The following is a 19541-nucleotide window of genomic DNA, read 5'->3' as shown; positions in this document are numbered from 1 at the left end:
AGGCCAGCCCTATTTTTATATTCCCAGTTTATAATCATATTCCTTCGCTTTATCAACTTTTGACTCAAATTCCATTTTTAAAAACGGTTTGTAAGATGGTTCAACCTGTTTTACGAATGAATAAGTGTTTAATTTTTCAATTGTTTTCTCCACAGCTTCCATGTCACAGTAGAGGACAACGTATTTTAATTTTTTTGAAACATAGTGAACATTTCCAAATTTCCTAAGCATCTTAATTTGCTTAAGTGAATGAAGCCATATAACAATTCCTTGGCGCTTTTCGTACATAATAATTAATAACTCCCTTTGTTTTCATCTAACCGTTTCACTTTATGGTAAAGGTCCGATTAGTTTAACTAACGATCAATAAAGGATTAGACCCGCTACTGATAGAAGTTTCACTTTATAGAAAAGTCTAGCAAATTTTTGTTAATTTCACAACGCTGACTTGTAAATTTCCTGTTAATTTTCATTTCATATTAAGACATATCCGTTATTTCACAGGAAATAATCATACTCTTAACTACGAATGAAAATTTACTCTATCTCCTTTTTAAAAGAAAAAACGCGGTGAACACCACGTTTTTAAGAAACTTTACAACCGCATCCGCCGCCAGACCCACATCCGCCGCCACAGCTTGATAATGAATCAAAGAAAGGATTGCCTGTAGGAACTTTAATATTTTTTGAAACAGCTTGACCAAGAATAACACTGATTTCGTCAAGTAATGACTGGACATCATTTTCTGCTTTTTTGAAAGCAACTACACTATCCTGCAAGTCAAGCTCCCGCTTAATCTGCCTCATATCAGCCGTAATCGTGCGGTAATCCGGGTGATACTTGCCAAAGCGCTGCACATCCTCGTACAGATCCTTTGTTTTAATAAACTTTGCAATAATTTGTTGAGCTATTTCGTCTTGCTTTAAATTATATAAAGATTTACGGTACGCATCCGCAATCTCTGATTGTAACACGTAATTGGCTAATTCCTCAGCTTCATCTAATATTAGCATACTTTCTAACGTAGCAAACATAGAGTACCAACACCTCCAGCTTTTATTTTATCATTCTTTTAGGTGAAGGAAAAGGGAACGAGATAGTAATCATATTTCAACTTGCCAATTATATTTCATTTGACCGCTCGGCAGATCATCACGAAGAACTTCGATAGTGAGAGTATGTATCCCTTCTTCTAAATCTTTTACAACAAATGCTGCAGTTTTTATTTCATTCATCTTCTTCCCATCTACATATAGGAGGAGCTTCTTATTCCCATCATTAAATGAAAAATTTGGAATAAAGCATTCAACATAAACATTTTTTCCTTTTACATGATAATGAACTGCTAAATGCTCTTCTCCTTTTTGACTCATTACTTCGAGCACATTTTGTCCTTCTGTCTCCTTGGCATCTGGTGTTGGTCTATAATTCGTGCAAGCTGTCATAAAGAGCATTATTAACATAAAAATGAAGACTCGTTTCATTAAAATTGCCTCCTTTTATCCCACATTTAACGGGCAGTAAGACTCCCGTCCAAGGATAAGAAAGACCCCCGCTGACAGAAGTTTCACTTTATGTTAGTGTTTACATTTATTTCGCTATTCATGACAGAAAAAATAAAAAAGAGCACTTATTCAGTGCTTCGCTAGTCCTGCTGTTTCATTGCTTGAAACATCCCTAACATCATTTGTGCCATCTGTACAGAGTTTGAAAATTGTGCAACTTTATGCGGAATTGTTTTTTGATAATAATTCATCATTTCGATTTTCATTTTTTCGATATCTTTCGGATTTCTTGCAAGCCGGCGGTACCAATAAGGCTGTTCACGAAGAAATCGTTTTAAATCTTTATTTGCTTTTATATATTCGATAACATCTTTTCTCATTTAAGCACCCACTAATCTTTTCGGAAAGAGAATGGATGATTACCAGTTGAATTATTCTGTCCAGTTCCCTTTGAGCCGAATTGTTCTACCAAATTTTGCAAAGTTGCGATTGTACTGCTCATATTATGAATATGATGATTCACTTGTTCTGCATCCATTTTCTTTACTGCTGTCACAATTTGTGAGAAAAAATCATTTTTCTTTTCCTCTTTTTTTTCAGTTTCTTTTTCAGTTTCTGTTACCTTTTCTGTATATCGCTTCCAAATAGCATCATTTTCTCCAAGTAAATACCAATCCTCAAACAGCTCCTGCCAGCCTTTATTCCCTTTTCTTACTTCTGTAATAAGCTTTGGGTGTTTTTTTACGAATTGTTTAAACTGCTCAACCGACTGTTTCCTATTCTTTGTTGTCATTTAAGAAATCACCTCGATCTACCATTTACCTATTACCATATTATTTAAAATCGATGTAAGATGTTCGCCCAATTAAAAAAGGCTGCCTCTATAAGAGACAGTCTCCAGCTATCTTAACTTTATAAAATTTTGTGTATAGTACAGCTCATCTACCCCGACACCTAAATGGGTGAATTCATCGTTTAATAACGCTTCCCGATGTCCTTTGCTATTAAGCCATCCTTCAACAGCAGCAATTCCATCAACATATTGAGCCGCGATGTTTTCACCAGCCATTTCATAATTCACTTTGTATTCTGCAAGCCTGTTAACAAGCGAGCCTTTTGTTGGTGACTCATGTGAAAAATAATTATTTTCTTTCATATCTGCACTATGTAAATAAGCTACCTGCGCGACCGTCTCTTCCCATTGCAACGTTTCAAGCTGATGTCGTTTTCGAATCATATTTGTAATTTCAAAAATTTGTTTCTCTGAACCCTTTTCTATCTCTTTCCATTTATCAGCAGTAACGAATTCCGGTTCAATTAATTCACCTCGAAAGATAACTTCATATGAGCGCTGCTTAATAAATGTTTCCTCATCCATTACTCGAATACTTGAAAGATTGCCATCAAATTTATCGATATATAATTGAACGTATACATTTCCAAATTTAACAGATGGTCTCGTATTCATATCTTCCTCTGATAATTCAAAACGATATGAATTTCCTCTATATTCAGCAGATATACTAGGTGACATCGGTGCAATTTGGAAAACTTCTTGAATAGGCTGCCCAATTTTAAATGGGTCTGCATTTAAGCTTTCTCCAATCCCGTATGCAGATACAACTTTATTATTTAAAACACCTATTTGCACATATTGTTTCGGATCATTTCCATAAATCCACCAATCATAATCATATGCAGACGGATCAATTCTATTAGGTTCCCCAATTATTTTCTTTATATCAACAGTACTTTTTCCAACCAATGACAAAATTCCGTCATTAGGTAATACCAACTTTTCTTCTTCTAACTGTTCATCGGAAATATTAGTATCTTCCCCATCCCGTTTCTCTGATTCATAATAACCGAACTGTGCATACAGTGTATAGCCGAGAAAAATAATAATAAATATAATAACCGCCCGTAGAAAAACTCTCAAAAGTTTGCACCCCCGCCTTTATGTCCTCTAGGTTTACTATTCATTATAAAGGAAAAGGACTATGTTTTGGAAATTTTTCTTATTTTGTTAACAAATTAAAATAAGACACACTATGTGTCTTATTCTTTACCCATAATAGTCTTCTGAAATTTCCGTCAGGGTAGAGCCTGCCTGCTCATCTGATTTTGAATTTAAAGATAAATCCCCTAACGAGATCATTCCGACTAATCTTCCTTCCTCTGTTACCGGCAGTCTTCTAATTTGATGCTCTGCCATTAATTTTGCCGCATCATTAACAGATGTGTCAGGATTAATCGTAATCAACTGGTCGCTCATTACATTTGTTACTTGATTTGATCCCGGTTTCTTTTCTGCAATACCTCGAACAACGAGATCACGATCAGTTATCATACCGATTAATTTTTCTTCATCGACAATTGGAATAGCACCGACATTTAAATCCTTCATTTTAACTGCTACTTCATACACATTGTCAAGCGGTGTACAGTATTCAACCTTGTCTGACATAATTTCTTTTACTCTTTGCATTATCCTACCTCCTTACATATAACATGATTAGCTTTCCCTTAAAATGAAAAATAATCCAAATGTGAAAATAAAAGCAAAAAAAATGGATATACATTGCAAGTTAAGCCTTTTCATACTATTATTAAACAGAAGAGCTATCTTATAATATAATTTTAAACAGGTAAAAAGGGCTTTAGGAGGGAAATACATATGAAGTTTGAAAATACTGGTTTAGAAGATTTAACAATTGAGCTTGCACGCTTAGATTCTGTTATGGAAGATATCGGTTTAGTACGAGCAGGTCAATGGGATTACGAACGTGTTACATATGATCGGAAATTAGAAGCAAAAGGAGAAATATTTTACTTACGTGTTCAAGGCTATGCAGTTGAAGGCGATGTTGATACGAGATATGCACTTATTAAATTAATGACACCTCTACTTGGAAAACATTATTATCCACATGGTGTTGAGTACGGTGAAGATGAAGTATTCCCAGCAGGAATTGTTGATGTATCTAAAAAATTATTAGCACGTGTAAAAGAAGAAGTGGACAAGCATCAGTAATACGAAAAGCTGACAAATGAATGTCAGCTCTTTTTTGTTAAAAGAAATCAAATAAAATTGAGGGTTTACGGATAATCATCTGTTCGAGCTTTACCGCTTCCTCATATTCTCCTGTTACTTTTTCTCCTTTATATAATGATGTTGGATGAACATAGCCAAGCAGTATACTCGTCAGTGAACCAATATCTACTTGAAGACCTTTTCTCGGTTCATGTACACAAGTACCAGATTCTTTTTGAAAGACTTTAACCCCGCTCTCTTCAATAAAGAAAGTCCCATTATTCCACTCACAGATTGGGTCGTAAACATGTAAAATAAGTCGTTTATTATCCTTAAATATAAAAGGATATTCCCGTAAAAACTGTTCCACATTAACGATCCTTCCCATAAAATACGGGTGAATTTCTGTTTTCACACGCGGATTCGCCAAATAATATGGCAGCAGATCATCTTCATATGTCATCCAGCTTACTTCATCCACCATTGAATCATGCTGACAGACAAAATTCCAGATTGCTTTTTTTGCTTTTTCTGTCAGACTAACAACTTCTTCACATGAAAAAAGACGATTTTCTATTTTATAAAGAATATAACCATCTGCTTCATTTTCTTCATTATAATGGACAGCGATCGTATAATCGTCTTTAATAGTTGTCTCTTTCCACCATGAATTAGTACGTACAAGCATACTGTTATTTTCTTCCATAAATTTTTCGTAAATTGTATTTAACACTGGAATAGCTTCTTCTTTTTCGAGCCTCTTCATGCTCCCATCAGAATGTGCTAAAAACTGCAGATCCACTTTTTTAATCGTTAGATTCTTCTTTGAACAAATAAGTTCCCAGCCAAATTTCCTATAAAAAGCAATCGAAAAGGGATGTAAATAAGAGAGGGAGAAACCTTCTCTATTCATCCATTCTAATGACTTTTCAATAAGTGATGCTACCTTCTTATTTCTTCTTGCTTCCGGCCATGTGGAAACCGATGCTAATCCGCCCATTTTAAATGGTTTTCCCTGAATGACGACTTGGAAATGAAAGGTATGTGTTTTGGCCATCAATTTTCCGTCTTCAAAATCACCTAATATGTACTGGGTACTAAATCGCTTGAATGCTTTCTTTTTTTCCTCGTCTGTTAACTTATATTGAAATGCATACTGTGACAATTCAACAACTTGTTCAAAGTCATTTTCATTAATAACTCTTATCATACTTACCAACTCCTTTCAAATAAAAAAAGACAGTATAAAATACTATCTTTAAAACCCAAGAATCGCCTTAATTACAGAGGTCGTTTCTCCACCATGATAAATAACATACAGTAGAAGATAAACGGCTACACCGGTAATAGCTGTAAAAAACCAAATAAGACTCGTTGTCGGACCTAATTTCCGATGCCTTTCCAGATTATCTTTGAAGCCAGTCACCAGCATAATAATCCCAAGAACAGCACCAACAGTTGCTAATGTAACATGAAAAACAAGAAAAATAGTATAATACATTTTTATATTATCAGGTCCGCCAAATGCAGTGTTACCAACAAAAATTGTCCTTGAAGCATAAATAATAAAAAAGAGAACAGCGAATATTGCTGCGAACATCATCATTTTTTGATGGTCTTGCACTCTTTTCTGTCTAATTAAATACCAGCCAACTGCAACAAAAACTGCACTTAACACGATAAATGACGTACTTATCGTCGGTAAAATAGGAAGTGTATCAGGCATATTAAATCCTCTCTTATATTATGTAATATGTATATGAAACTGCCGATTCAACATTCTAAAAAACCGGCAGCTTTCTATTATTTGATCGGTTCCGGAGAATACTCTTTCATTCTTGATGCTTCTAATTCAGCAGCATCCCTCTCCCTTTCACGGCGAGCCCATTGAGCAAAAACATATGCTAATACTGATCCGTAAACAAGCTCTTGAATAATTTTCATAATAACTCCGCCCAGCTGCTGATCCTCTACTAACGGGAGTGTATTAAACATTTCTGGACCTGTTAATGTAAGACCTGCAAGCATATCAGCTGGTACACATAATGCGAGGGCATTCATCCATGCTTGTGATTCTGAATATGTAGCAAACAGCGGTGTGCTTGAAAAAATAATTAAAGCACATGCAGGTGTTAAAAGCATTCCGTTCGCAAAAATATAGCCAACCTTTTTAAAGCCTTCAAGCCTGCTCCATTCAGGTAGTTTATTCAATAATGGCCACCACATCATAATTGCAGCAACGAAAATAATAATTGTCATTACCGTATGATATAAAATATTTGTTTTGACGAAATCAAAAACAAGTGGTACATGATATAAGGAAAACACACCATTAAAAATAAGAAGCGCAACGATCGGCTGTGTAAAAACTTTGAAAAACTGTTTAATAACCGGTCTCATAACAATTGCTTTCCATAGCCATGTCGGAATACCAAGAACAAATAATGGTGGTACAACTAAGTATAATAAGGCCATTTGTGTCATATGAGCACTAAACATGATATGTCCTAGTAAATCAACCGGACTCCCCTTACTAATATATAAGACGATCATACTTATAACAAAAATAGTTTTTTGCATCCATGAAACATGTTCACTGCCTGTAAATTTAAAACGCCATTTTCCAACGATCAGAAAATAGAAAACGGTTACGAAAACGACAAAAGCAAAGAAATATGGGCTCCACAATGCCCGAAATCCAAATATTTCGAAACTACCCAGCATCATTTTTCATCTCCTTATGGTAGTCTAACTGTAAATTATTATACACTTTAGCTATTATTGTATCAATGAACGTTCTATGAATTTTAGCCATGTAAAAAAGCAACCGGAAATAATCCGATTGCTTTTTCTAGCTTTTTACCACCAAATAATTGTTGAGAATGTTAGAACAGTTATCGCTGCAATAAAAATTCCAGAAAAGATAAAAAGCTTTGGTGTTTCATGCCCTTTATGGTTCATATGCATGAAATAAAATAATTGAAAAATAACTTGCACAACTGCTAACAAAATAATAAACGGTACTTTGAATGGAATTTCAATACCTTCAAATCCGATTGCGATAAACGCGATGAATGTCAAAAATATCATTAATGCGAAAGAAATAACTTGGAACTTCATTTCTTCAGCATTTTTCTTCCTGCGATAGTTCAAATCTACGCTAGGATTAGCTGGAGTTTGTTTATTTGCCATCACTTATCCCACCATTCCCATTAAGTATACAACAGTAAAGATGAATACCCAGACAACATCGATAAAGTGCCAGTAAAGGCTCGCTGTATAGAACTTAGGTGCTGTGTATAAATCCAAGCCACGTCTTGCATTACGGACCATTAATGTAACGATCCATACTAAACCGAATGCAACGTGACATCCGTGTGTACCTACTAGTATATAAAATGCGGATCCGAGAGCACTTTTACTGATTTTAAAGTCATACTCATGCACATAATGACTGAACTCATAAATTTCTAAAGCAAGGAATGCTAAACCAAGAAGGACAGTAATCCCTAACCATAGCTGCATTTTGCCAAAGTTAAAGTTCTTCATATGATACATTGCATAAACACTCGTTAAACTTGATGTTAAAAGAATCATTGTTGCTGCAAATACAAGTGGCAGATCAAATATTTCCTGTGTTGTCGGACCGCCGGCGTTTGAATTTCTCAGAGCTAAATAAGTTGCGAAAAGACTGGCAAAAAGAACAGTCTCTCCACCTAAGAATAACCAAAAACCGATAAATTTATTTTTCCCTTCGAGGGTAGCTTTTTCAGGTTCGGCAGGAAAAGTTTCTGCAGTTAGTTTTTCTTCAACAGTTGCCATTATGCCTTACCCCCTCTTTCTTCTTTCAATAGGTCTTCTTTATGAATATGGTATCCATGATCATCTTTAATAGAACGAACAATCATCGCACCGAATGTAATAATAAAGCCGATAAAGATTACCGGAAGTCCCCAGTTGTAATCTTGACGGTATAATATACCAAATGATGCAACGAATAAACCAAATGACATAATTAACGGTAAGATAGAACCGTTTGGCATATGGATGTCTCCTAATGGCTCAGCAGGAGTCATTTCTTTCTTACCTTCCATTTTCTCAAGCCATAATGCGTCAAGTCCGCGCACTAATGGAGTTTGTTTAAAGTTATACTCTGGCGGCGGCGAAGATACAGCCCACTCAAGTGTACGTCCATCTTCCCAAGGATCGATGCCAACTTTTTTACCTTTAACAGCTGTAATAACGATATTAAGTAATAATACAATCGTCGCAGCAGCCATGAAAAACGCACCAACTGTACTTACAAAGTTACCAGTTTCTAATCCTTGACCTGGTAAGAATGTGAAGATACGACGAGGCATACCCATTAAACCTAAGAAATGCTGGATAAAGAATGTTAAATGGAAACCGATAAAGAATAGTACGAATGTAATTTTGCTTAATCCCTCATTTAACATTTTACCGAACATCGTCGGCCACCAGTAAGTAGCACCAGCAAATAAAGAAAATACTACACCACCAACAATAACATAGTGGAAGTGAGCAACTACGAAGTACGTATCATGGTATTGATAGTCTGTAGCAGCCATTCCAAGCATAACACCAGTTACTCCACCCATAAGGAAACTTGGGATGAATGCAACTGACCAAATCATTGGTGATGTAAATTTAACCGAACCGCCCCAAATCGTAAAGAGCCAGTTAAAGATTTTAATACCAGTCGGAACAGCAATCGCCATTGTCGCTACAGCGAAAATTGCATTTGCGATTGAACCTAGACCCGTTGTAAACATATGATGAGCCCAAACCATGAAACCTAGAAATCCGATTAACACTGTTGCAAATACCATTGAAGAGTATCCGAATAGACGTTTTCTTGCAAATACCGGAATAATTTCTGAGAAAATACCGAATGCAGGTAAAACAAGGATATATACTTCAGGGTGACCGAAAATCCAGAATAAATGTTCATAAATAACTGTATTTCCACCTAGTGAAGCATCAAAAATAGCACCATTGAACATGCGGTCAAACATTAATAATGCTAAACCTACAGTTAATGCAGGGAAAGCGAATAGAATAAGTGCTGATGCAACAAATGTTGTCCAAGTGAACAATGGCATACGCATAAATGTCATACCAGGTGCGCGCATATTAATAATTGTTACAAGGAAGTTAATACCAGCAATTAAAGTTCCTAGACCAGATACTTGCAGTCCAAGTATGTAGAAGTCAACACCATGTGTAGGTGAATTCAATGCTAATGAAGCATAAGAAGTCCAACCAGCATCAGGTGCCCCACCTAAGAACCAGCTTAAGTTTAAGAATAATCCTCCGAAAGAGAACAACCAAAAACCTAACGAGTTAAGAAATGGGAACGCTACGTCACGTGCTCCAATCTGGATTGGAACGACAGCGTTCATTAATCCGAATAATAATGGCATGGCAGCTAGGAAAATCATCGTTGTTCCGTGCATTGTTATTATTTCATTAAAGAAACCTGCGCTAACAAACTCGTTATTCGGAACAGCTAGCTGAATGCGGATAATCATCGCTTCTAATCCACCGAGGATGAAAAAGAAACCACCGGAAATCAGGTAAAGAATACCGATCTTTTTATGGTCTACCGTCGTTAAGTAGTCCCAAAGAATCGCACCGATTCCCTTTTTCTGAGTTAACGTACTCACAATGTTACCTCCCTTTTTGATTTGTCTAAATCCTATTTTTCAACTTTTAAACCTTGTAAATATTCTGTTAATGCATCCAGCTCTTCATCATTTAACTTTGGATACGTATTTGTCATTTTATTACCTGGTTTAATAGCTTCAGGATCTTTTAACCATTTGCGAATATTTTCTTCGTCGTTATCCAAAATACCAGCAATTTTTGCGCGTTCGCCAAATGTTGCTAAGTTTGGTGCAGTACGAGCAGCTTCAGGGCGTTCATCAACAGGATTTACAGCATGACAGCCGATACAGCTTTTCTCTTGGAATAACTGCTCCCCTTGCTTCGCTTTATCTGTCGCAGCGACCGCTTGTGTATTTTTCATTTTATCGATCCATTGATCGAATTCAGCTCTTGGCAATGCTTTTACTTTGAAATCCATTAAGGCATGTGAAGGACCACAGAGTTCAGCACATTTCCCATAGAAATATTCGCTTCCGTCAGAAGGCTTTTCCTGATCAAATTTCAACCAGAATCTGTTCGTATTATCAGTGTTCGTATCAAGCTTACCACCGACAGCAGGAATCCAGAATGCATGCTTTACGTCGGCTCCTAATAAATTAAAATAAACTTTTTCCTTTGTTGGAACATATAAGTCCTGACTTGTAATAACCCCATAATCAGGGTATTCAAATTCCCACCAGTAAAGATGTGCACGAACATTGATAACAAGTGCATCTTCTGGTTTACGATTTTCCTTATCCATGACATTTACATTTCCAAGTTTAAATGTCGCAGAAACAAGCGGAACTGCTAACACAAGTAATAATAAGATAGGTATAACAGTCCAAATAATTTCAAGCTTGTGATTTCCTTCTACTTGTTCAGGAATTTTGTCCTCTTCACCTTTGCGTCTACGGAACTTAATAACGACATAGATGAAGATTACTGCTACAACTGCAATGACAACGAGCATGACGATTATACTTAACATCATAAGGTCATACTGCATCTGCGCTACTTCACCGGCAGGTTGAAGCGCGGAAAGAAACGGTTCACCGCAGCCAGCTAAAACGAGCGTCATTAAGGCAAATAGTGAAAGCAGACGCCATTTTGTCAGCCATTTTTTCATCGCTTAATCAAACCCCTCTTTCAGTAATTTAATTCTCTTATTTCATAAAAATTCGAGAATTCTTTTATAGTAAATTCTTTTAAAGAAAGAATTCCTAAATTAAATAATAGTGAAAATCACCATTGAGACGAATAAAATAGTTAAATAATTGATCGAATAAACAAACATTTTCGTTGCCCACTTAAATTCGTCCTCCGCATTGAAACTCTTAATCCCTAAGGCTATCCAGCCGAGATTTAAAGCGGTTGCGAAAATGATAAATCCAATTCCTAATTCATATAAATAAAATGGAAGTGGAAGCAGGCAGAGAATCCAAATCATAATTTGTCTTTTTGTTATTGCAAAGCCATGCACAACCGGAAGCATAGGGATGTTCGCTTCACGGTATTCCTCACATCTTCTCATTGCTAATGCCAGGAAATGCGGCGGCTGCCAAATAAACATAATTAAAAATAATACCCATGCGGCAACGCTTAAATTAGCATCGATAGCAGCCCAGCCGATCAAAGGCGGCACAGCACCTGAAACACTGCCAATTACCGTGTTAATCGTGTATAAACGCTTTGACCACATCGTATATAAAAACACATATGTTATAACCCCTGTTAAAGAAATCAGTGTTGCTGTATATGTAGTCATTAACATAAATACAAAACCAATTGTAAGAAGGACAATTCCCATCCATAGCACTTGAAAGGGATTTACTTTCCCGGTTACAGTAGGCCTTGTTTTCGTCCGCTCCATCACATGGTCAATGTCGCGATCATAGAAATTATTAATCGCACAGGAACCTGCGATAATTAGTGAAGAACCTACTAGCGTAAATATAACGGTATCTAAGTGACTAAGAAATTTTTCATTATTAAAATATAGTGCCAGCCATATGCCAGTAAACGTTGTAATTGCATTGGAATTGACGATTCCTATCTTAATGAGCGATAAGAAATCTTTCCACGCAGTCGTTTCTGGAATATTATGAGAGCGATGTTTAATCGTTGTGTCGTCTGCTGTCCTTGCATCGGCCATTTTCATACCCTCTCTTTCACTATATATTTTTATAAATTAAATCTCCTGTCATCAGAAGCTTCCTCCACGAATATCTGGAGGACTACCACCATTACCAGCAGTTTAATCTTCCGCTGCTATGCATCTCGTCTCCTGACAGCAAAAGCTCTGCTCTCTATTACCTGTGATAAAGCGATAACAATAATGAAGGCGGTTGCATATTTAAATCATTCTATTTCCAATCATACTAAATATTTGCAAATTTATAAACGCTTTCCTTGATATTAAATCATAATTCGACAGAAAAATGTGAACATTCAATGAATAATTTATGTCAAAATTGTGAAAAACATCAAATTAATTAAGTATAGAATAAGTGACAATTTATATAGAAGAAAGTAGAGTCTAATAAGGAAACATTCACTATAGCTATCATAACCATTCACAATCATTTTTTCCATTAATTAAATATTTTTTCTATTTCTAGCAAAATCTCCTTCTCTATTCAACTATTTTCTTCGTCTTTTTCTAATTCTAATCATAATTTTTATGATTGTAGTAAGAGAATCAATAACTTTGTGAACTTTTCCCCTATTTTATTGTGTTTTCACTAAACATTGTGTACTATCATTAAAGTATTTACATGTGTAAACGAACAAATGAAGAAAAGTGAAACTCTGCTTTTCATTCATTTAAATAACTATATTAAAATAGAAGGTGAATATTTTGCAACGTGCTCTTAAATGGTTTGCTGTCATGACAACCATTATTATGCTATTCGTTCTCATCGGTGGTGCTTTAGTTACAAAGACCGAGTCGGGGGCTGGATGCGGTGCTTCATGGCCTTTATGCCATGGCGAACTTATTCCAAGTAAAATTACCTTCGAATTGATCATTGAATTAAGTCACCGTCTCGTAAGTGGTGCAGCAGGAATTACAGTTCTTATTCTTGCCATTTGGTCTGTTAGAGCAATAGGTCATATTAGGGAAACAAAATGGCTTGCGATCATGTCCGTCTTTTTCTTAATATTGCAGGCATTAATCGGTGCAGCAGCTGTAGTATGGGGACAATCCGATGCTGTCATGGCTCTTCATTTCGGTATTTCTCTTATTTCATTTGCCACTGTTTTGTTACTGACCTTACTCATTTTCGAGGTAGATAAAAAGTTTGATGCAAATACATTGGTTATTAGTAGAACAATGAAGTTCCATATGATTGGTATTATTATTTACTCGTACATTGTCGTTTACAGCGGCGCCTATGTTCGTCATAAAGGAGCAAGCCTCGCATGCCCTAGCTGGCCGCTATGCAGCAATAAACCATTCGGCCTGCCAACAACATTCCATGAATGGGTACAAATGGGACACAGGTTCGCTGCTGCTTTAATCTTCGTCTGGATCGCTTATGCGACTTGGGAAGCTATTAAACATTATAAAAATAAGCGTGTTATTTATTGGGGATGGATTATTGCCTTTATCCTCGTATCATTACAAGCTATTTCAGGTGCTTTAGTCGTCTTTTCAAAATTAAATCTGTATATCGCTTTAGCACATGCATTTTTCATTGCTTGCTTATTTGGTGTATTAAGCTATTTCTTGCTTTTACTTGGCCGAAGCAAGGACAATATAGATAAAGATCTTGAGTAATAATTACTAATAAAAAAAACGCTTAAGGATTTCATCCTTAAGCGTTTTTTAGTTCTCAATTATAATATTTATCAATTTTTGAAAATGAAATTTCTTCCTCCAGCTACAGGTTGTCCTTTTACTTTCTTCTCTTTCTGTTCATTCATTTCGCGATATTTCGTAAACATAGAGACATTTACTAATATTCCCACAGAAACGAGTAGAAGAATCATAGATGACCCTCCGTAACTGACAAATGGCAATGTTACACCTGTAATCGGGATCAAACCGGTAACCCCGCCTAAGTTAATCATTGCTTGAATCGCAATCATACTGGATACTCCAACCGCTAATAACGATCCAAATGGGTCAGTACACCTGCGGGCAATGGAAAAACCTTTTAAGATAATAAAAATTAGTAAAGAAAGAACAAATAGAACACCAAATATCCCAAGCTCTTCGGAAATAATAGCCATAATAAAGTCTGTATGTGACTCAGGTAAATAGCCGTATTTTTGTACACTTTGCCCAAGTCCCAAACCTGTTAATCCTCCCGAACCGATTGCATAAAAGGAGTTTATTAACTGCCATCCCTCTTGACCTTGATTTGCAAATGGATCCATGAAGCCAGTAAAACGGCCTACACGTGTTTGAGTGAAGATTTTATCAAAAAATATAGCTGAAAATATAGCTATTCCCCCAAACCCAAGCAAAGCGAGTTTAATCATATTCTGAATTTTTATTCCTGAACAAACAATCATACATAATGCGATAGATCCGATAATCATCGCCGTTCCTAAATCAGGCTCCATTAGTATAAGCGCGCATATAAAACCTGTAAAAATAAGTGGTGGCAATATTCCTTTGCCCAATTCATTAATATATGACTGCTTTTTTTCGTAAACTGCTGCCAAATAAACAATAACACTTAGTTTTACAAATTCACCCGGCTGAATGCTTGCCCCCCCTATCTTAATCCAGCTCTGTGCGTTACCTGCAACATGACCGAAGAAAAAAACGGCAACAAGCAATGCAACTGATCCGAGTACAATAGCTTTTATCAGTTTGTCATTTAAAAATGCTCTGTATGGAAAAAGCATCGTAAATAAAAAACCAATCCCGCCGAGTATTAATGCTAACTTTTGTTTTTGATAGAAATGATCAGGCGCAGCTTCAAAACGTACTACAGCTGTGATCATACTTGAACTGTAAATCATTACGAGACCGAAAATACAGAGCATGAAAACTGCTAGTATTAACGGATAGTCATATGACTTTAAAATTCTTTTTATCATACTTATCTCTTCCTTAATTTAAGACTGCATAGAATTGTAGATTCTTTTCGAAAAAAAGAACTGTCCCATATTGTAAGTATCAAACCTTTTCACCTTAACTTATAGCATTATTTTAAGATGCTATTATTAATATAGTTCGCAGGTCAGACCTCCCTTGAGACAGTCCTTTACACATTATTTTGTTGTAAATGCATCATGCAGTGCTGACAGTTCCCGCTCGAGGCTATCAAGCAATGCTTTACCTTCTTGTTGTTCAATAAGTCCTAATCTTACAGCAAAATCGATCTCTCTTGATAAACCAAACATCTGTGTATCTAAAACCTCTTCATAAAGAGGACATTGAGGCATCGTTAAGTTATCCATTTGGACTTTAATCAACTTCATTATTTTATCAGCATCTGCTTTCAACAGTGCAAGTGCTTTATCTCGATGATCGACAACAATATCAGACGCCAATCTAATCCCTCCATTTCCGAGCGATTACCCATGTATATGTATTAATATTAAAGCTTATATAGGAAAAAAGCAAGGACAAACGTTTATTGCAAACTATTTTTATAAACAAGAATTCAAATCTTCAGACGATTTGAAATATGACAAAAGGAAAGAAAATCTTTATACTTTATATACAAAGGATGGTGCTTATATTGAATTCAATTGTCACTATTTCAGGAAGCGTGAAATATAAAATTACACTTGATCCAGGGGTCTGGATTTTTGATGACCGAAAAGTTGATTTAACAACGTATTTCATCCGAAAACCGAAAGAAAGCGATGAAATCGAAGCGTATACAAAATCAGTTTCAAAGCACTGGGACCGTGAAATTAGTGAGGGAGCTATTTATCCTCCAACATTAAAAACAGAACGAAGATTCGAAAGAGAAAAAGTGTTAACAGGATCCTTCGGAATTCCTCTTGAACCATTTTTAAAAAATGCAGAGCCATTAGATCACACAACAAAGGTACATTTTATAACAACTACAGGAAAGGTAACTTTATCTCTCAACGAGGCCAAAAGAGCTTTATTAGGCTTCAGTAATCGAGGTAAGCCTCTTACAGAGAATGGACCTGTCCATCTCTATTATGGCAACGGATCAAATGCTGATAAGCCAATTACCTCTATTAGAGAGATTATTTTAGAGTAAAATAGAGAGTCAGACCTCTCTTAACTCATTTCCAGCTTCTATGAGTATTATTGGAGAGGTCAGACCCCGTGTTAAACTTATAATAAATCAGCTGCTAACTGTGCTAATCCGGAACGCTCGCCTTTTACTAAGCGAACATGTCCGGCAATTGCCTGGTCTTTAAATGTTTCAACAACATACGTAAGACCGTTATTATACTCATCTAAATATGGATGATCAATTTGTTCCGGATCTCCCATTAAGACGATTTTACTTCGTTCACCAACACGTGTCAGAATTGTTTTTACTTCATGCTTCGTTAAATTTTGTGCCTCATCAATAATAATAAATTGATCGGGAATACTCCTTCCCCGTATATATGTTAATGCCTCCACTTCAATAGAACCCATTCCCGCTAAAATCGCATCAAGCTCACCTGGTTTTTTCGTATTAAATAAGTATTCTAAATTATCAAAAATAGGCTGCATCCAAGGTCTAAGCTTTTCCTCTTTTTCACCAGGAAGAAAACCAATATCTTTCCCGACTGGAACAATCGGCCTTGCTACTAATAACTTTTTATACTTCCCTAAATCTTCCGTCTGCATCAAGCCTGCCGCAAGCGCAAGCAATGTTTTCCCGGTACCGGCTTTTCCGATTAATGTGATGAGCGGCAAATCTGTTCTTAAAAGAAGTTCCAATGCCATTGTCTGCTGAACATTCCGCGGTTTAATCCCCCAAATATGATCGTGATCGAAGACAAGTCGCTTCACTTTTTTTCCCGTACTATCCACTTTCCCAATTGCTGAACTGGAACCGCCCAATGCATCCTTCATAATAATAAATTGATGCGGATAAAAAGGATGATTCGTTACTTCCGAGAGCACGAGTTCGTTTTTATCGTAAAAACGATTCAAGTTATCACTATTTATGTACAAATCTAGGTAGCCTGTATAAATCCGGTCAATCTCGACAACTCGATCATTCAAAAAGTCTTCTGCTAATAAACCGATTGCATCTGCTTTCACACGAACCAATGTGTCTTTACTAACAAGAATAACCGATTTCCCATCTTCTTTCGTCTGTTCTTCGAGCGATAAATTTTTCGCTACTGCTAAAATCCGATTATCATTCGTTTTTTCAATAAATATTTCTTGGAGCTGATGAAAAGACCGATGATTTAGTTCAATTCTTAAACTGCCTCCATTAGACAATGTGATCTTTTCATGGAGCCTTCCTGATTGCCGCAGGTTATCTATAAGCTTAGATACTTGCCTTGCATTTCTCCCAATTTCATCCATATAGCGTTTTTTAGAATCTACCTCTTCTAGCACGACAGCTGGGATAACTACTTCATTATCTTCAAACGAAAAAATTGAATTTGGATCTTGCAACAACACATTAGTATCTAATACATAGATCTTACTCAGATTCTCCGCCCCCTACTCCGCTTTTATTTTTTGGAGTGAAACAAATACTGACAAAGAAGTGATATGTCTGGCTGTACATTGAAGCGTTGCTAAAATATATGAATTAATGAATAAAGATAGAATGTTTATTAAACAATAATATTAAAAGAAAAGTAAATGTACGACATTTTTTCATTATATATGTCAAGGAGTGATCATTTTGCGCTATATTTTAGCAATAATAATTTCTGTGATGATCTTAAATGGTTGTGCAAGTAACAACGGTGCTATTGGAACAGATAATGAAAATAGTAATGGACCTGTCCAAGTTAAAAACAGTGTAAAAAATGAGGTTGATCCGAAAACAGGGCAGGAAGTTTCAAAACATCTTGTCGATTTAGCAACAAGAATTCCGAATGTAAATAATGCCACAGCAGTTGTTATCGGTCCATATGCGGTTGTCGGCATTGATGTGAATGCAAAGTTAGACCGCAGTAAAGTAGGATCGATTAAATATTCTGTCGCTGAAAGTCTAAAACACGACCCTCATGGCGCTAATGCCATCGTTATCGCTGACCCTGATACGACAGCAAGACTCGGTGAAATGGGTAAAGAAATACAAGAAGGCAGGCCCATTGCTGGAATATTAGATGAACTGGCAGCAATTGTTGGCCGTATTATGCCTGAAGTGCCTAGTGATATGCTCGATAATCAGAATGTAAAACCGACCGAGCAAAACGATGACCAGCTAAACAAACAGCAGGAAAAGCAGCTGAATGAACAGCAGGAAAAACAATCAAATGATTATTTAAATAAAACAGATTAAAAAAATGCTAAGCGAGGCTGCCAAAAATAAGATTGAACCTCTTATGAAACAGCCTCGTTTTTCATTGCCGTGAATACTTGCTTATCAAGCTTTGCTGCAGCTTTTTCATCATAAGTTTTTTCGTATTCAGGCGGTGCTGAAATTTTGGAGCCGTAAAACATAACATCTCTTACTTCTGAAATGGTGAGTAAAATTAATGATAATTTTAACGGGATATTTTCTATCCTATCTATTTTTATATGCGCGTTTCCATGTATGGAGTATGTAGATTCATTCGCAATCACACTTAAAGCGACCGCAGGATGTTTTTTTATATTTTCAACAATTCTGGAACGATTATCGACTGCAAGATATATATGTTCATAATCAGGGGCATATACCCAGGAGATTGCGCTTACATTTGGTGTACATGTTTCATGATCAATCGTCGCAATCGTTGCGAAATACTCTTTTTGCAATTTTTGAAATAAAGGCTCAATTAGTTTTAATTCCACTTTATTTGCCATCATATTCCTCCAATTTCAAAATGTACTTACAATTTCATCATACATGTTTTTAAGAACAGTTCCAACTAAAAAATAATAGGAATCGTTTTTTTAAAAGCAATCGTGGTATACTAGGAAAAGTATATTTACTACGAGGTGTACAAATGAGAGTAAAATGTGTTATTTGTGATAAAATCGAAACAATTGATGATGAAACATTAATAGCGAAACGATTAAGAAACCGTCCTATTCATACATATATGTGTAAAGAATGTCATGATCGCATTGAAGAAAAAACAATCATTCGCTTAGAAACGGGAAATTTCAGACTTTACCGTGATAAAAAGAAAGAAGACAGCTGGTAAATTTCATAAAGTGAAAATTTCATCAGCGGGGGTTTTCTCATCCTCCACTAATGGTTAGTGGAGGCCCACAGGA

At 36.0% G+C, this 19541-nt stretch carries 24 protein-coding genes; 5 read left to right on the top strand and 19 right to left on the bottom strand.

Annotation, left to right across the window (positions count from 1 at the left end; genetic code table 11):
- Positions 1-15: 15 nt before the first annotated feature.
- The 7 genes from BFA01S_RS12180 to BFA01S_RS12150 all read right to left on the bottom strand — a co-directional run bounded on the left by BFA01S_RS12180 (position 16) and on the right by BFA01S_RS12150 (position 3994).
- Positions 16-288, bottom strand: coding sequence for a YlbG family protein (locus BFA01S_RS12180; RefSeq protein WP_066230570.1), 273 nt, complete (start codon positions 286-288; stop codon positions 16-18).
- Between the two features lie 297 nt (positions 289-585).
- A complete protein-coding gene (locus BFA01S_RS12175; RefSeq protein WP_066230568.1) occupies positions 586-1035 on the bottom strand; it encodes a YlbF/YmcA family competence regulator in 450 nt (149 codons plus the stop codon).
- Positions 1036-1104: 69 nt separating this feature from the next.
- Positions 1105-1485 (bottom strand): hypothetical protein, encoded by a 381-nt coding sequence (locus BFA01S_RS12170; protein ID WP_066230566.1) that lies wholly within the window; start codon positions 1483-1485, stop codon positions 1105-1107.
- Positions 1486-1646: 161 nt separating this feature from the next.
- Positions 1647-1886: a YlbE-like family protein gene (locus BFA01S_RS12165; protein ID WP_066230563.1), complete on the bottom strand. Its 240-nt coding sequence runs from the start codon at positions 1884-1886 to the stop codon at positions 1647-1649.
- An 11-nt stretch (positions 1887-1897) separates the two neighbouring features.
- Entirely contained in the window at positions 1898-2299 is a 402-nt protein-coding gene (locus BFA01S_RS12160) for a YlbD family protein (RefSeq protein ID WP_066230560.1), read from the bottom strand.
- A gap of 108 nt (positions 2300-2407) precedes the next feature.
- On the bottom strand, positions 2408-3445 hold the full coding sequence (locus BFA01S_RS12155; RefSeq protein ID WP_066230557.1) for a CAP domain-containing protein: 1038 nt from the start codon (positions 3443-3445) through the stop codon (positions 2408-2410).
- A 126-nt stretch (positions 3446-3571) separates the two neighbouring features.
- Entirely contained in the window at positions 3572-3994 is a 423-nt protein-coding gene (locus BFA01S_RS12150) for a CBS domain-containing protein (RefSeq protein ID WP_066230555.1), read from the bottom strand.
- A gap of 189 nt (positions 3995-4183) precedes the next feature.
- Between BFA01S_RS12150 and BFA01S_RS12145 the strand changes: the two genes are divergently transcribed.
- The gene (locus BFA01S_RS12145; protein ID WP_066230552.1) at positions 4184-4540 is read left to right on the top strand and encodes a YugN family protein; all 357 of its coding nucleotides are present in this window, start codon (positions 4184-4186) and stop codon (positions 4538-4540) included.
- A 37-nt stretch (positions 4541-4577) separates the two neighbouring features.
- On the opposite strand, the gene BFA01S_RS12140 is transcribed toward BFA01S_RS12145, so the two are convergent.
- From BFA01S_RS12140 to cyoE, 8 genes are all read right to left on the bottom strand, one after another.
- Complete coding sequence (locus BFA01S_RS12140) at positions 4578-5750, bottom strand: GNAT family N-acetyltransferase (RefSeq protein WP_066230549.1); 1173 nt, start codon at positions 5748-5750, stop codon at positions 4578-4580.
- Positions 5751-5798: 48 nt separating this feature from the next.
- Positions 5799-6266, bottom strand: coding sequence for a DUF420 domain-containing protein (locus BFA01S_RS12135; RefSeq protein ID WP_066230547.1), 468 nt, complete (start codon positions 6264-6266; stop codon positions 5799-5801).
- Positions 6267-6343: 77 nt separating this feature from the next.
- A complete protein-coding gene (ctaG, locus tag BFA01S_RS12130) occupies positions 6344-7264 on the bottom strand; it encodes a cytochrome c oxidase assembly factor CtaG (protein WP_066230605.1) in 921 nt (306 codons plus the stop codon).
- 135 nt (positions 7265-7399) lie between these two features.
- Positions 7400-7732 (bottom strand): cytochrome c oxidase subunit IVB, encoded by a 333-nt coding sequence (gene ctaF, locus BFA01S_RS12125; RefSeq protein ID WP_066230545.1) that lies wholly within the window; start codon positions 7730-7732, stop codon positions 7400-7402.
- 3 nt (positions 7733-7735) lie between these two features.
- Positions 7736-8362 carry a cytochrome c oxidase subunit III gene (gene ctaE, locus BFA01S_RS12120; protein ID WP_066230542.1) on the bottom strand — a complete coding sequence of 209 codons (627 nt, stop codon included), beginning with the start codon at positions 8360-8362 and terminating at the stop codon, positions 7736-7738.
- On the bottom strand, positions 8362-10230 hold the full coding sequence (gene ctaD / locus BFA01S_RS12115; RefSeq protein WP_156483644.1) for a cytochrome c oxidase subunit I: 1869 nt from the start codon (positions 10228-10230) through the stop codon (positions 8362-8364). The genes ctaE and ctaD overlap by 1 nt, the downstream gene beginning before the upstream one ends.
- A 29-nt stretch (positions 10231-10259) precedes the next feature.
- Complete coding sequence (coxB, locus tag BFA01S_RS12110; protein WP_066230538.1) at positions 10260-11336, bottom strand: cytochrome c oxidase subunit II; 1077 nt, start codon at positions 11334-11336, stop codon at positions 10260-10262.
- A 99-nt stretch (positions 11337-11435) separates the two neighbouring features.
- Positions 11436-12362: a heme o synthase gene (cyoE, locus tag BFA01S_RS12105; protein WP_066230535.1), complete on the bottom strand. Its 927-nt coding sequence runs from the start codon at positions 12360-12362 to the stop codon at positions 11436-11438.
- A 705-nt stretch (positions 12363-13067) separates the two neighbouring features.
- Here cyoE and BFA01S_RS12100 point away from each other — a divergent pair.
- Positions 13068-13988 (top strand): COX15/CtaA family protein, encoded by a 921-nt coding sequence (locus BFA01S_RS12100; RefSeq protein WP_066230533.1) that lies wholly within the window; start codon positions 13068-13070, stop codon positions 13986-13988.
- A gap of 71 nt (positions 13989-14059) precedes the next feature.
- Here the strand turns inward: BFA01S_RS12100 and ftsW are convergent, their stop codons facing one another.
- Together ftsW and BFA01S_RS12090 are read right to left on the bottom strand one after the other, a co-directional pair.
- The gene (gene ftsW, locus BFA01S_RS12095; protein ID WP_066230530.1) at positions 14060-15262 is read right to left on the bottom strand and encodes a putative lipid II flippase FtsW; all 1203 of its coding nucleotides are present in this window, start codon (positions 15260-15262) and stop codon (positions 14060-14062) included.
- A gap of 174 nt (positions 15263-15436) precedes the next feature.
- Positions 15437-15718, bottom strand: coding sequence for an Fpa/YlaN family protein (locus BFA01S_RS12090; RefSeq protein WP_066230527.1), 282 nt, complete (start codon positions 15716-15718; stop codon positions 15437-15439).
- A gap of 191 nt (positions 15719-15909) precedes the next feature.
- Here BFA01S_RS12090 and BFA01S_RS12085 point away from each other — a divergent pair, with 191 nt between their 5' ends.
- On the top strand, positions 15910-16407 hold the full coding sequence (locus BFA01S_RS12085; protein ID WP_066230524.1) for a hypothetical protein: 498 nt from the start codon (positions 15910-15912) through the stop codon (positions 16405-16407).
- A gap of 77 nt (positions 16408-16484) precedes the next feature.
- On the opposite strand, the gene BFA01S_RS12080 is transcribed toward BFA01S_RS12085, so the two are convergent.
- Positions 16485-17813, bottom strand: coding sequence for a PhoH family protein (locus BFA01S_RS12080; protein ID WP_066230521.1), 1329 nt, complete (start codon positions 17811-17813; stop codon positions 16485-16487).
- Positions 17814-18012: 199 nt separating this feature from the next.
- On the opposite strand from BFA01S_RS12080, the gene BFA01S_RS12075 reads away from it, so the two are divergent.
- Positions 18013-18618, top strand: coding sequence for a YhcN/YlaJ family sporulation lipoprotein (locus BFA01S_RS12075; protein ID WP_082799971.1), 606 nt, complete (start codon positions 18013-18015; stop codon positions 18616-18618).
- Between the two features lie 41 nt (positions 18619-18659).
- Here the strand turns inward: BFA01S_RS12075 and BFA01S_RS12070 are convergent, their stop codons facing one another.
- Positions 18660-19124 carry a pyridoxamine 5'-phosphate oxidase family protein gene (locus BFA01S_RS12070; RefSeq protein ID WP_066230520.1) on the bottom strand — a complete coding sequence of 155 codons (465 nt, stop codon included), beginning with the start codon at positions 19122-19124 and terminating at the stop codon, positions 18660-18662.
- Between the two features lie 143 nt (positions 19125-19267).
- Here BFA01S_RS12070 and BFA01S_RS12065 point away from each other — a divergent pair, with 143 nt between their 5' ends.
- Positions 19268-19468 carry a YlaI family protein gene (locus BFA01S_RS12065; RefSeq protein ID WP_066230518.1) on the top strand — a complete coding sequence of 67 codons (201 nt, stop codon included), beginning with the start codon at positions 19268-19270 and terminating at the stop codon, positions 19466-19468.
- Positions 19469-19541 lie beyond the last annotated feature (73 nt).

The sequence above is a fragment of the Metabacillus fastidiosus NBRC 101226 genome (assembly GCF_001591625.1).
GTDB classification, from domain to species: domain Bacteria; phylum Bacillota; class Bacilli; order Bacillales; family Bacillaceae; genus Metabacillus; species Metabacillus fastidiosus.
Note: the sequence above shows the minus strand (reverse complement) of the source record. Positions and strands in the feature narration are given on the sequence as shown.